Here is a 12,339-nt window from a genome sequence, read left to right on the forward strand (position 1 = left end):
ATGGCAACTCAAAAAAAATCAAGCAAGCCCAAGGTAGAGCAAGTTCTCGACGCGGTATCGGCGTTATTGGAAGCGGGCAAGCCGCAGATGTTGGAGGGACTCGACTTCTCTGATCCAAATCGTCCGAAGTCCTGCCTGGAGGTCGACTTTCCTATTTTGCCGATCAATGAGGTTGCAGTCATTGAAGGCAACGCCGACAAGCCGATCTATCAGGTCAGCAAATATTGGGCACGCAGGTCTTCCAGCGTGTTCCGGGCGATGCTCATCGCGGCGGCATCAAAGGCACCGACATCGGAGCGTCAAGCCGGCGCGACAGTCTGGAAATCATTTTATGGAAATCACCAGGGCAATCCGGATTTCTCGAAGTTGAAGGTGGCCGATATCTTCATGGGTGGTGGCACCACGCTGGTCGAGGCCGCGAGGCTCGGAATGCAGGTGGTCGGCAATGATCTCAATCCAATGTCGTGGTTTGTGGTCAAAAGCGAGCTTGCGCAGACAACCAAGGAAGAGGTCGAAAGCCTTCTGGCTGATGTTGATGAAAAGATCGGCGCGTCTCTTCGCCCATATTTTGTCCACAGTTGCCCGAAGGGTCATAAAGGGCGTTGGATTTCCAAGCGCACCGGCGAAGATCAACCCGAAGGATTCGATCCAACTACGGTTCCCTATGAAGATCGTGGCAGCTATGGCTATTCAGGCCCAGAGTTGATCTATACATTTTGGGCTAAACACGGTCCTTGTCAGGCGGACGGGTGCGGGCATAAAACTCCGCTGATGGGCAATCCTGTTTTTGCCGTCAAGACGCTAATGGTGAAAGCGTGGCTCGACAGGACTTGCGGGTCATGCGGTGAGACCTATGACCTGGAACAGCGGGCATCGCGGATGGCTCCCGGCGAGCCTTATGTGGTTGCGGTCTCGGAAAAGCCGCATGCCGTGATGGACGGGAAAGGGCGTTACGCCTGTCCAAAATGCGGATTGGAGTCCGTTGATCACGCTGGTCGCTTGCTCGGCGAGTCCTTGTCGTTAGGCAAAGCCGAAAACAAGAAAGTGTATCTGCATTTGATGGTCGATCCAGAATGGCTCAAAGGAGCAGGATCGACTGACGCTAAGGGACAAGCGTTGGGAGGAAGTGCGACAGACACGGCTGAGGAAAATGTCAGGTGGTATCGCGAGCGCGCAAAGACGATAGCCTTCATCGAGATTCGCGCCGAGGTATTGCCTGAAACGATCACGCACCCTGGAACCGACCGGCAGATATTCACGATGATCGGAACGGCGGAGATGCGCCAGACGGCCAGTGGGATGCAGCCGCGTAAGTCTTCATTCGCATGCAAATCGCCGACCTGTGGTCGCGGATCGGATGTGCTTGATGCAGTGCGCGCAAGCCACAAGACAGGGCCAATGTCGCCTTTTGCATACCATTTGCATTGTCCTGAATGCGACGCGGACGGCGAGCCTTATTCGGGCCGCTCGTTTGTTCCTGCAAAAGATGTGTCTGCCATTGTGGCAAGCGAATTGGAATGGGCAAACCGCAAGGACGCCGACCTTGCTGGTTATTGGCCGACCGATGAGCTTTCGAATGGCTGGAAAACGCACAAATGGGGAATTCCTGACCATGGTTACACACACTACTGGAAGATGTTCAATTCCAGACAGTTACTTGTGCTTTCCCAGTTGTTGAAGACGATCGTTGAAAGTCCCGTGGGGCAGTGGGACGCGAAAGAAGCTCTGCTTGGGTCTTTCCAGCAATACATTCGGAACCAAAATCTCCTCTGTTTCTGGAACGAGAGCGCCGATAAAATGGAGCCGCATTTTTCGGGCAACAACTATTCGCTCAAGTCTCGGCCGATTGAAAACAACTTGTTTGGCAAGATTGGACGCGGCAATTGGCGCGCCTGCGCCGAAGGAGCAATTGAGGCGCTCGCCTGGCGCAAACGCCCTTGGGAGCGTGTGACAAAGACGGAGCTTCAACGGACGGCCAAAGATTTGGCCAAGGAGCTCAAGCAGGCCAAGAGTTTGAAAGTTCCGACAGGTGATGAGGTCTTGGACCGCATCACATTGACATGCGGCTCCTCAACCGATCTGCATCGAATCGGAAACGAGTCCATCGACATGGTCATCACGGACCCTCCATTTAGTGAGTTGGTCCAGTATTCCGAACTGTCGGATTTCTTTTACGTTTGGTTGGCACCGACATTGCGTAAACGCTATCCGGAAATCTTTGACAACCCCTTCACACCGAAGACTTTGGAGGCGGTGGAGAACCCATATCGCCAAGGAAAAGACGCCAAGGCTTTCTACCAGCGCATCTTGACCGAGTGCTGGCGAGAAGCGCATCGAATCATCAAGCCGGGTGGGCTGCTTGCGTTCACTTTCCACCACAGCGAGGACGGTCCTTGGGTTCAGGTTCTGGAAAGCTTGTTCTCGGCAGGTTTTTATTTGGAGGCCACCTATCCTATCCGAGGCGATGAGTCTAAGGGCGATTCGCAGTTTGGCTCGATGAAGGTCGAATACGACATCATCCATGTCTGCCGCAAGCGCGTCGATGAGCCTGAAATGATTAGCTGGGCCAAATTGCGTCGCAAGATTTCCGACGATATCCAGCAGCTCAAGGATTTGCTCGAACAGCATCAGCATGATGGATTGCCGAAGGCCGATTTGGAAGTGATCAAGCGTGGCAAGGCGTTGGAGTATTTTTCCAAGCACTACGGCAAAGTCTATGTTGAGCGTGGCCGAGAGTTCACTTTGCCGGAGGCCTTGTCAGGCATTCGCCAGCTCATTGATGATAGCGAAGGCGGCATCGTGCCGCCAGTGTTGGCGGAGCCGTATACCCGTCAGTTTTTGCGCATCTTCGATCAGATTGCCGTCGTTCCTCGCGACCAGATGATGAAGTTTCTGAGAGGCACGGGCACTGAGCTTGATGTTTTTGAAAAGCTTGGCTGGTGCGTCGAAGAAAAGAAATCGTTCCACCTTGTCTCCCCTTTGGAGTTCGCGCAGGCATGGCGGGGCAAGCCGCGCAAGGGAATGTCAGGCGATCTTGATCAGGCTCTATTCTTGATTGGCGCGTGCTATCCAGACAGCGGAATCCGTGTCGACGAAACCTTGAACAACCCGAACTTCATTCCACACCCGGCAGTGGCCGATTTGTTGGAGTGGCTGGGGACTCGCGGTGGCTTGGCGGAGATGCGTAGAGCATCCCATCTTGCGACGAAACTATTTTCCCGGTGGCTTGCTGATCACAAGAGCAAAGAGGATGACGGCAAACGGCAATTTGATATGTTTGGGGAGGCATCATGAGCAGTCCTATGGAAATCGACGTATGGCGTCGTCAAGGCCACTCGATCCTTTGGGACGCTGCGGAACTCGCTGCCCTATGTGGCGACAAGAGTCCCGTCAGCCTTCGGCAACTCTTGAGATTCAAGGCGTCCGGTTGGGCCAACGTTGACGACGTGCTGATCCGGGGCCGGGCGTTGGTTGTGGCTGGCCTTGATGGCGCCTTGGATGCATTACACCCAGACAAGGCCACAGATTGGCTTGAGCAGTCGATTTATCCGGCGATTTTGTCGTTCCAGAAGTCGGTGGCGTCGGGCGGTGGCGAGGCGGCTCTGATTTTTTGGTTTGCCGATTCGCGCCGGTTCACATATCGCCAGGCCGAGCAGGCAGCCTATTGGCATTGCAGCGGCGCGCAAGGTTCAAAGGAAATTCCCATTGGACGTTGCTTGTGGAATGGCTCTGAGCCCAACAGCCAGGAAATCAGGATGAAGGGCAATACTCCGCCGCGCTTGTCGGGTTATTACTTGCAGCGGATTTCCTGATGGCGGTAACCGTCGAGGGCGCTCCAGCGCAGATCATCCATCCCGGCCAGCGGGTAAGGCACGTCCAGTTCGGCGAGGGCGTCGTCGTATCGGTGGCGTCCGATGGCTATGTCCGCGTGTTCTTCCAAGGCGGCGAGCGCCAGGTCGCGGTCGATGCGTTGTTGCCCGCGCTGGGCAGGACTCAGCGCGTGGTGGCCAACGTAGGCCAGGGCCGCGACAGGGCTCGCAAGGCTTGGCTCGCATGGCAGGCCCATGTCCTGCCTTTGATGGAAAGCGCGGCCTCGCTCACGTCAGCCAAGATTGATCTTCTTCCTCACCAAGTCGTTTTGACCCATCGCGTGACGACCACCGCGCCGCGCCGGTTTCTGGTGGCCGACGAGGTGGGCTTGGGCAAGACCATCGAGGCCGCGCTGATCCTGCGTGAGCTGGCCAGCCGTGGCGAGTTGAAGCGGGCGTTGATGGTGGTTCCGGCAGGCCTAGTTAACAACTGGCACCGCGAGCTCAATGAGGTGTTCAACCTCAATTTCGAGGTGTTCGGCTCCGAGGGCGACGTGACGGACCGGAAATCCAACGCCTTCGCTAAGCATGATCGCCTCATCGCCAGCATCGACACCCTGAAGCGCAAGGCGCGAGTGAAGAAGCTTGAAGAAGCGCCGAAATGGGACTTGGTGGTGTTCGACGAGGCCCACCATCTGACCGCCTTCAAGTCGGGTGGTAAGGTCAAGAAGACCGAGAACTACAAACTGGCCGAATCCCTTCGCGACCACAGCCGGGATTTGCTTTTGCTGTCGGCGACTCCCCACCAAGGTGATCATTTTCGCTTTTGGATGCTGATCCAGCTACTGGATTCGACCTTGTTCAATTCTCCCGAGGAGATGGTGCGCGAGCGCCACCGGCTCAACTCGGTGGTGGTGCGCCGAACTAAGGCCGATGCGTGCAAGCCGGATGGAACCGCTTTGTTCGCTCGGCGCTGGGTCCACACCGAGTCGTTTTTGATGAATGACCGAGAGCGGCTGTTCTACTCTGGGCTCAACGAATACCTGCAAGACGGCTTCGCGCTGGCCAAGCGTCAGGGCAACAAGGGGATGGCTCTGGGCTTTGTGATGACGATCTTCCAGAAGATCGCCGCGTCCAGCTTCGCTGCGGTCGCGCGCACGCTGCGCCGCCGCCTCATAGCGTTGACGGTCCACGAATCCTTGATGCATGACGAAAACCGCGACATCGACCGCCGCGACGAATCCTTGCGTGAGGCCAAAGACCTGATCCGCTCGGAGCTCGGGCTTGGGGATGATCGCCTGGCCGACATCGAGGTCGACCGCGCCCTTGGTGACATCCAGCGCAAGATATTGAAGAAGCTCGACGAGGAGGCCATGGACATGGCTTCCAGCGTGTCCGATGAGGTCGCGCTGGCCGCCGCCGAGGATTCGGCCGTGGCCTCAGTAGCTCTCGCTTTGCCGGAAGAGCGCCTGCGTATCAAGGATTTGCTTCGCAGATTCCCCGAGGAGACCGAGACCAAAGTCCAAAAGCTGCTGATGGCGTTGGGCGCATTATGGCGCCAGGACTCGGGCGAGCGCGTGGTGATCTTCGCGACCTATTTGGGCAGCGTCGAAATGCTGGGTCAGATGATTGAGCGCGAGTATCCAGGGCAAGGCGTGGTGGTCCTCAAAGGCGGCGACCATGGCAGCAAGGCCGCCGCCGAGAAGCGGTTCAAGCAGGCGGATGGCCCGCGCGTGATGATCTGCACGGCAGCGGGGCGCGAGGGGCTCAACATGCAGCACGCTCGCGTGCTATTCAACTTCGATCTGCCGTGGAATCCGATGGATATGGAGCAGCGGATCGGGCGTATCCACCGCTATGGCCAGAAGCACACGGCCCAGGTCTACAACCTGGTGCTGTCCGACACGATCGAAGGCAAGATTTTCTTGCTGCTCGACGAGAAGCTCACTGAGATCGCTAAAACGCTTGGCAAAGTCGACGAGCACGGCGAGGTCGCCGAAGACCTGCGTTCCCAAATCTTGGGCCAGCTCTCCGAACGGCTGAGTTACGAGAGGCTCTACGCCGAGGCGTTGGGCGACCCCGAGCTCAAACGCACGCGCGTCGAGTTGGAAGCGGCGATGACCAATGCGAGCCAGGCGCAAGCTGTGGTCTTTGAATTGTTCCAGGACCTCGGCGGCTTCAATATCGACGACTACAAGCCGCTGTCGGACACGTCGGCGGGGATGGGGGCATTGGAAAGCTTCCTCAAGGCGGCCGTGGAATCCGATGGCAAGAAGTTCGCCTCTTCCGGTCACGGCGCGTGGCAAGTTATCGGCGTCGATGGCGCCACGGTCGAGGCCAATTTCGTGTCGGACCGCGACCGGGCATTGGCCGACGAGCGCCTGTCCTTGCTCGGCCTCGATCACCCATTGATCGCTGACTATCTCGATGTCCTCCGATCCACAGCGCCCGAGAGCCTTGGCCTATCGGTGAAAGGCGTGGATGGCCGCCAAGGCATCCTGTCTCTTTGGCACGTGGTCGCCACCGACGACAAGCATCGCCAGCGGTCGCTGATCATTTCGCTTGCGGTGGACGAAGAAGGAAAGAGGTCGCCGTCCATGGAAAAGTTCGCCGATCAGTTGTTCGACGCGGAACCATCCGCGCCGGCCTTGGATCGCGAGCGGGCGTCCGAGAGGCTAACAACGGTCCTTGAGCCCATGCTCCATCGTGATTTGGTTCACCGGGGGCTGGTCAAGCCGGGCCAGGCCTATGAGACCGATTTGGTCGGATGGATTGAGGTCGTCTAGCAAGGGATCGCGTGGCGAATCAATAACCTATCCAACGGATGGCCCGCGCTGCCGCCCAAGCCCCCAAGTGACCGATGACCCCCGCACGATGGCCGATACCTGCTGTCCAAGTCGCTGTTCCACCACCGGTCGCCACGGCACCAGACTGAAACCCATGCCATCGTCCAGCATCGCGAAGCGACCGCTGGCGAGCTGGACTGAGCGGCGGTAGATGCCGTCTGCGCGCTCGCCGTCGCGCAGCGGACGGTGGGCCAGTCCGGTCTCCTGCTGGATCACTTTGCCCACTGCAACCAATTCCCGGTCGCGCAAGGTAGATAGCAAGTTGCGCGCTAAAACCACGCGCGGGCCGCGCCGCTCGGCCAAGCCCTGCTCGACAAGGAAATTGATTCGGCCTTGCAATGCGTCACGCACCTTGACACCGAAGCCCCGTGGCGACAGGTCTTTCGCGTCGCCCACCATTTGATGGTCCAACCATGTTGCGCCCTGGGCGCCTACTTGCTGTTCGATCGACAGGTGCGAACGCAACTCAATAGTGCCCTCTGCGGCCCGCTGCGCATCGTGCGCTTGCGTGCGTGACAAGAAGTCAGGCGGTATGCGCCAAACGCCGTCGGCCATGCGCTCCACGGCTCCAGAGCGGCGCAGCGCTTCGAGTCGGCGCACATGGGCATCTACCGCAGTTTGTGGGTCTGCGGCACCTTCTTGTCGAAGCTGCACAAGATGGTCGGCGCTGCGGTAGAGACCTTCACGCACTATACCCGCGATGTTGCGGTCTACCGCTCGTTCCCGTTCGGCAGGCTTCACTTCCACGATGCCACCCACCGGCAGCGCGGCCAGGTCCGCGCCAACCGGCAGGCGGACATAGTGCGCGCGGCCGTCGATGCCATCCACCACCATATAGCCTCGGTCATTAAGTTCGTCGGCCAGACCCTTGGCGGCGATGCGGCCCAATACTGGCGTTGCCGGCGCAGTCTCCAGTACCAACTCCCGCTGCTCGCCCCGCAAGGCTTTGTGCATTGTGCGCAGGATGTCGCCCCGCTCGCCCATCGTGGTCAATGTCTGTTGCATGTTCGGGGATAGCCGCCAGTGGTTTGCGTCGATTCGCTCGGCCAGCTCCATCGCCTCCAACCGCTGCAACCGGGCACGCAAAACGGTTTGGTACTGTCGGTCGTTGGGCTGCTGGGTCAGGTCCACGATATCCGCGCTGGCCTGCCGCAACAGCGTCCGATCCAAACTCGTCAGCCGCTCCTGCTCGACCTCCCGTAACTGCCCCTGCCGAATATCCAGTTCGGTGCGCGGCCCCAGCCATTCGGTCGCCAGTTCGCTGGCGCGCATGCGCATACCGTGCGCCATGTAGTCCGGCGCAATCACCAGGTCTTGCCCCTTTCCTCGACCAATCCCGGCGTGCCCGCGCAGCACGATGTGCGTGTGCGGATTGTCCGTATCCCAGTGATCGACAGCCACCCAGTCCAGCCGTGTTTCCAGGTCGGTGCTCATGCGCTGCATGAACTCGCGCGTGTAACCGCGCAGGTCTTCCAGCTCTCCGGCATCCTCCACCGAGACGATGAAACGGAACTGGTGGCGATCACCCTTGCCGCGTTCCTCGAAGGCCTTGAGGTCAGCCGTGTCGGTCTCGGCGCCGTAGGCCTGGCCTCGCTCTCCATCGCGCGTCACGCCGTCGCGCTCAATGTAACGCAGGTGCGTCGATACGGAATTGGCGCCAACCTTCTTCAGCACCACAAAACGAGACTTGATGATCACGCGCCGCGCGTCGGCTCCAAGCGTGCGGCCTGCCATGCCTGAAGCCACGCGGCCCCGTCCGAAGGTCGATGCGGGACGCGCACCGCGCGCGCCCGAGGTCTTTGCACCGGCCTTCGAAACCTGCTTCAGGACTTGCGAGACAAAGCGCTGTGCGCGCTGGCCGCTTTGCGATCCATCCGGGCGTTTAGGTGCCCCCGGCTTGATGCGCAAACGGTCGTCGTCACGCGAGGCCATGGCACCAGCTCCAGCGTAGATTGGCATACCGCATCGAAGACGGCACACCGGAAACCTTGAGCCCATCCGGCTTTGCGCTCCACGACGGCACGCTGGCTGCAAGCCGCCGTGCCGTGCCAAACCCACGTGCAGACTGCCATTGCGACACGGTACGTGCCGCCCCTTTTATCTTGCCCTCCGCCTTTCCCGATCGCTGACGCGACCGGCCCCGACGGTCTGGCTGCGATTGTCTGCACGGGTGAAGCACCTCAGCCGCAGGCCGTGGTGCAAACGATGTGCAGCGAGACTGCACGAAGAGCGGTATGCAGCGCTGCACGTTCATGGCCTCTCCCATGTTCACCACGTCCATAATGGCTGCGCGCTGCCGATCACGGCGGAGACAGCTACGGGACCGAAGTACCGGCTGTCAAACGATGCCGGATTGGTTGCACTGAGCAGGAACAGCTCACCACCGTGAAGCTGCCGACATTGTTGCCATGCCGACAGTGGACGGCCACGGCCATCTGTTGCATGGACGCCAGCCACGGGTATGTCGTCGATGCGAACGATGCGCTTCTCGATGCACACCTGCTGCGGTGACATCGCGCCGATGCGCTTGAGCAGCGGGATGTGCTCGGGTAGGTAGCCACGCTGCGCAGCCAGTGCGGCGGTGTCTGCCGGAAGCTGGACGAGCACGAAGCTGCCGACGTGTAGCGATTCAGGCGGGTCGATGCGATACCAGCCAGGCGGTACGCTGTCGCTGGGGTTGTAGACGATGCGCGCCAGTGATGTGTGCAGCGACGGCCAGGCAAGCGCAGCGATGCCGAGGCTGGTGAGCAGCGCGACTACAGCGCGACGGCCGTTCATCGCATCACCTCGCCTGCGAGGTAAGCTGCATGCCGCTCGACCGTATAAGCAGGTAGTGGTAGCCGCGCAGACAGCCGGTTTCCCAACGTGCGCCAGTACGCGGGCGACACGGTCACCGGATTGATGCCAAGCGCTTCGATGGCGTCGATCTGCGGCAGGACTGACTGCACTTGCTGTTCGCCTTCGGCGTGCAGCAACAGGCGCGCACCAGGTTGGATGCCAGCGATGCGCTGCACCGCATCGAGTGGCGTGCAGGTTTGCAGCACCAGGAGCTGCCAGCGCGTCGTGCCGTAGTCGTTGGACTCCCAGCGCACGCGGCAGAACAATGCGGCAGGCAGGAACAGCGCGCAGCGCCGCCAGCGGTCCAGGCGCAGCTCACGAACTGGATGGCCGAAGCGCAGATAGAGGTTGATCCGACGTTCGACGAACGCCAGCGACACGCGCGTCAGCGGCGTGCTATTCGTGACGTTTGAAAACACGGGAAGTGGTATGGGTGGCGCGTTGCTGGCCACCTGCGGTATTGCACTCATGATTGCTTCTCCGGGAATTCATGCTCCAACAGATCACGCAGCATCTCGGCCACCGTGATGCCGCGTGTAAAGGCGTCAACCTTGATGCGGGCGCGCAGCGCCGGCGTCACGTCGATGGTCAGCCGGGCGGTATGGAGGTCGGTTTTGCCGATGTCCGCACCGTCGCCCTGACGCACCCATGCATCGGCATGCGGGTCGGCAGGCGGACGCGCACCAATGGCAACCCGTTTGCTGTTCTTCATCGCGCCATCCTCAACACTTCATCGGCGAGTGCCGCGATCTCGCGGGCAGCGATGCTCTCTGCATCGATTTCGCGGGCAAGTCGGCCAGCGGCCACGCTGTCGGCGAACACGATGCGTTGCCGAACCTCCGACAACAGCGAGGGCAGCGGTTGATCCGCGAGCGCACCGCGTGCCTCGCGTCCGATCACCGTGATGCTGACACGCCGGTTGATGACGAAGGCCGCGCGCAGCGCTGGCCGGAACACCTGCGCCTCGCGGATCAGCGACACCATCTCGGCGCTGGCCCATACGTCGTAGGGACTGGGTTGCACGGGGATCAGTACCAGGTCCGCCGCGAGCAACGCGGAGCGCGCGAGAGCGGCGATCCGGGGCGGGCCATCGATCACGATGTGATCGCAGCGCTTGGCGAGTTCTGACGCTTCCTGATGCAGTGTTTCCCTGGCCAGACCGACTGCACCGAACAACCTGGGCAAACTGTTCTGGCTACGGCGCTGTGTCCAATCGAGTGCCGAGCCTTGAGGATCGGCATCGATCAGGATCACGGCGCTGCCTTGCATTGCCAGCTCACCGGCGATGTGTGTGGCGAGGGTTGTCTTGCCGACCCCGCCTTTCTGGTTCAACAGTGCGATGATCATGATGTGCTCCCTCCTGCCCGCCGACTTGTCCACAGCGCGCGTGGGCTTCTTATCGTTAGTTTTATAGATTCAAAGTTAGAACCTAAGTTAGGAAACGCCGAAACCCGCGCTGCGCAAGGCTTTGCGACGCGTTCGCACTCCTGATAGCACGACAGCACTGCGCCTGATAGCACGAGGATTCCCACTCCCGATAGCACGAGCGTATTCACCGTTTGTCCACAGGCTTTGCACCGGCATTGAAGCTGCCACCGGGGCGCAGCGGTGCCGTGGACGGCACGGCGCGGAAGGTCAGCACCTCCGGCCCGTGCCTGGGACGCAGGACGGCGAGCGTGTAACCCGGCAAGGGTTGTCGCGCCACGATGCAACGCAGGTCGTAGGCGAAGTCGGTGAAGCGCGCCATGCTCCCGGACTTGCGGTGCAAGTGCGGGAAGTCGAAGCGCCAGCCTTCTCGCTGCCAGCCGCCGTGTTTGCGTACCAGGCGGTACAGCCAGCGCTCGATACCGCCGGTCAGGCGGAAGTAGTTGGCGTCGATAGTCAATACCAGGCTCTCTTCGAACACCCCGGCATAGAACCAGTCCGGCAGGATCAGCTCGATGCCCAGCGGCCGGCCTTGGCCGTCCGCACGTTCCTTCCATTCGTTGATCCACGAGAAGCGGTGCAGGCGCCGCGCATTGGCTTGGCGAATCGATGTGGCGACGCTGGTGGACTGCAAGCGGTCCAGCGCAGCCTTCAGGCGCTGGTAGTCGCGCAGCGACGTGCCGCGACCAATGAAGCGCAGGATCTCGTAGGGTGTGGCCGCCATGAGTCGCGACGAACGCAACCCCGCATCGCGCGCCTCGACGATCTGGCTGGCTGCCCAGATCAGGATGTCGGCATCCCAAATTGTCGCCAGGCCATGTTCGGCCGTGCCTTCGACCCGCACGGTCACGCTGTTGGTGCGGAAGTCGATCGGCACCGTGCGCTTGGTCTTTGCCAGCGAAAAGAATGGGTAGGCCATCAGGTCTTGCGCGTCGCGTGCCGGTAGCTCGCCGGAGAAGGCATGGAACAGTTCGAGTTGTTCGCGCTGCGGATCGTGACTGGGGTGCCCGATGGCCATTGGTGACGGTGTCCATCGCCGGTCACCGAGCGCCAGGACGGCGCGCAGTGTGTTGTTCGGCGTATTCGGGATCGGACGTCATCTCAAAGCTGCGTGCATCGGCCCAGGTTTCGAGGTCGATGACGGCGTACATCACGCGCCGGCCAAACTTGCGAAAGCGCGGTCCGCCGCCAATGACGCGCTGTTTTTCCAGCGTGCGCGGCGACAGCCGCAGGAATTCGGCGGCTTCGTTGTTGGTCAGGTAACGCGCCGGCTGCTGGGCGGCGGTGGGTGTGGCTGCGGGTAGGTGCTGCGGCGGTAGCGGTTCGGGTCTCATGGCATGTGCCTCCATCGGTCAGGATCGCCGACGAAGCAATCGCCGCCGGATGGAAGCAGTCTCGGGAAAGTCAGGCGTGTTGTGCAG

Annotated in this window: 11 protein-coding genes; 4 read left to right on the forward strand and 7 right to left on the reverse strand. The window is 60.5% G+C overall.

Going from position 1 to position 12,339, the window contains the following annotated elements:
• From QN359_RS07215 to QN359_RS07225, 3 genes are read left to right on the forward strand one after another with little or no spacing between them, the layout of a single operon-like run.
• On the forward strand, nucleotides 1-3,294 hold the full coding sequence (locus QN359_RS07215) for a DUF1156 domain-containing protein (RefSeq protein ID WP_322248648.1): 3,294 nt from the start codon (nucleotides 1-3) through the stop codon (nucleotides 3,292-3,294).
• On the forward strand, nucleotides 3,291-3,812 hold the full coding sequence (locus QN359_RS07220; protein WP_323493564.1) for a hypothetical protein: 522 nt from the start codon (nucleotides 3,291-3,293) through the stop codon (nucleotides 3,810-3,812). The genes QN359_RS07215 and QN359_RS07220 overlap by 4 nt, the downstream gene beginning before the upstream one ends.
• Nucleotides 3,812-6,595, forward strand: a complete 2,784-nt coding sequence (locus tag QN359_RS07225) for a DEAD/DEAH box helicase (protein ID WP_322248646.1) — start codon at nucleotides 3,812-3,814, stop codon at nucleotides 6,593-6,595. The genes QN359_RS07220 and QN359_RS07225 overlap by 1 nt, the downstream gene beginning before the upstream one ends.
• Before the next feature lie 27 nt (nucleotides 6,596-6,622).
• On the opposite strand, the gene QN359_RS07230 is transcribed toward QN359_RS07225, so the two are convergent.
• Entirely contained in the window at nucleotides 6,623-8,587 is a 1,965-nt protein-coding gene (locus QN359_RS07230; protein ID WP_322248644.1) for a DUF3363 domain-containing protein, read from the reverse strand.
• 20 nt (nucleotides 8,588-8,607) lie between these two features.
• Between QN359_RS07230 and QN359_RS07235 the strand changes: the two genes are divergently transcribed.
• Entirely contained in the window at nucleotides 8,608-8,784 is a 177-nt protein-coding gene (locus QN359_RS07235) for a hypothetical protein (protein WP_323493256.1), read from the forward strand.
• Between the two features lie 139 nt (nucleotides 8,785-8,923).
• On the opposite strand, the gene QN359_RS07240 is transcribed toward QN359_RS07235, so the two are convergent.
• From QN359_RS07240 to QN359_RS07265, 6 genes are all read right to left on the reverse strand, one after another.
• Complete coding sequence (locus QN359_RS07240; protein ID WP_322248643.1) at nucleotides 8,924-9,433, reverse strand: S26 family signal peptidase; 510 nt, start codon at nucleotides 9,431-9,433, stop codon at nucleotides 8,924-8,926.
• Complete coding sequence (locus tag QN359_RS07245) at nucleotides 9,430-9,963, reverse strand: DUF2840 domain-containing protein (protein ID WP_322248641.1); 534 nt, start codon at nucleotides 9,961-9,963, stop codon at nucleotides 9,430-9,432. The genes QN359_RS07240 and QN359_RS07245 overlap by 4 nt, the downstream gene beginning before the upstream one ends.
• The gene (locus QN359_RS07250) at nucleotides 9,960-10,205 is read right to left on the reverse strand and encodes a chromosome partitioning protein ParB (protein ID WP_322248640.1); all 246 of its coding nucleotides are present in this window, start codon (nucleotides 10,203-10,205) and stop codon (nucleotides 9,960-9,962) included. The genes QN359_RS07245 and QN359_RS07250 overlap by 4 nt, the downstream gene beginning before the upstream one ends.
• A complete protein-coding gene (gene parA / locus QN359_RS07255; RefSeq protein ID WP_322248639.1) occupies nucleotides 10,202-10,840 on the reverse strand; it encodes a ParA family partition ATPase in 639 nt (212 codons plus the stop codon). Before parA ends, QN359_RS07250 begins: the two co-directional genes overlap by 4 nt.
• A gap of 205 nt (nucleotides 10,841-11,045) precedes the next feature.
• Nucleotides 11,046-11,936, reverse strand: a complete 891-nt coding sequence (locus tag QN359_RS07260) for a replication initiator protein A (RefSeq protein WP_322248638.1) — start codon at nucleotides 11,934-11,936, stop codon at nucleotides 11,046-11,048.
• Between the two features lie 22 nt (nucleotides 11,937-11,958).
• The gene (locus QN359_RS07265) at nucleotides 11,959-12,252 is read right to left on the reverse strand and encodes a helix-turn-helix domain-containing protein (protein WP_322248637.1); all 294 of its coding nucleotides are present in this window, start codon (nucleotides 12,250-12,252) and stop codon (nucleotides 11,959-11,961) included.
• Between the last annotated feature and the right edge of the window lie 87 nt (nucleotides 12,253-12,339).

The sequence above is a fragment of the Undibacterium sp. 5I2 genome (assembly GCF_035019605.1).
Classification (GTDB): Bacteria; Pseudomonadota; Gammaproteobacteria; order Burkholderiales; family Burkholderiaceae_D; genus Undibacterium.

Bases quoted from the DNA above. Each gene is read 5' to 3' on its own strand.
- QN359_RS07230 (WP_322248644.1), bottom strand. From the start codon at position 8,587: ATGGCCTCGCGTGACGACGACCGTTTGCGCATCAAGCCGGGGGCACCT.
- parA (WP_322248639.1), bottom strand. From the start codon at position 10,840: ATGATCATCGCACTGTTGAACCAGAAAGGCGGGGTCGGCAAGACAACC.
- QN359_RS07215 (WP_322248648.1), top strand. From the start codon at position 1: ATGGCAACTCAAAAAAAATCAAGCAAGCCCAAGGTAGAGCAAGTTCTC.
- QN359_RS07250 (WP_322248640.1), bottom strand. From the start codon at position 10,205: ATGAAGAACAGCAAACGGGTTGCCATTGGTGCGCGTCCGCCTGCCGAC.
- QN359_RS07220 (WP_323493564.1), top strand. From the start codon at position 3,291: ATGAGCAGTCCTATGGAAATCGACGTATGGCGTCGTCAAGGCCACTCG.
- QN359_RS07245 (WP_322248641.1), bottom strand. From the start codon at position 9,963: ATGAGTGCAATACCGCAGGTGGCCAGCAACGCGCCACCCATACCACTT.
- QN359_RS07240 (WP_322248643.1), bottom strand. From the start codon at position 9,433: ATGAACGGCCGTCGCGCTGTAGTCGCGCTGCTCACCAGCCTCGGCATC.
- QN359_RS07225 (WP_322248646.1), top strand. From the start codon at position 3,812: ATGGCGGTAACCGTCGAGGGCGCTCCAGCGCAGATCATCCATCCCGGC.
- QN359_RS07265 (WP_322248637.1), bottom strand. From the start codon at position 12,252: ATGAGACCCGAACCGCTACCGCCGCAGCACCTACCCGCAGCCACACCC.
- QN359_RS07260 (WP_322248638.1), bottom strand. From the start codon at position 11,936: ATGGCCATCGGGCACCCCAGTCACGATCCGCAGCGCGAACAACTCGAA.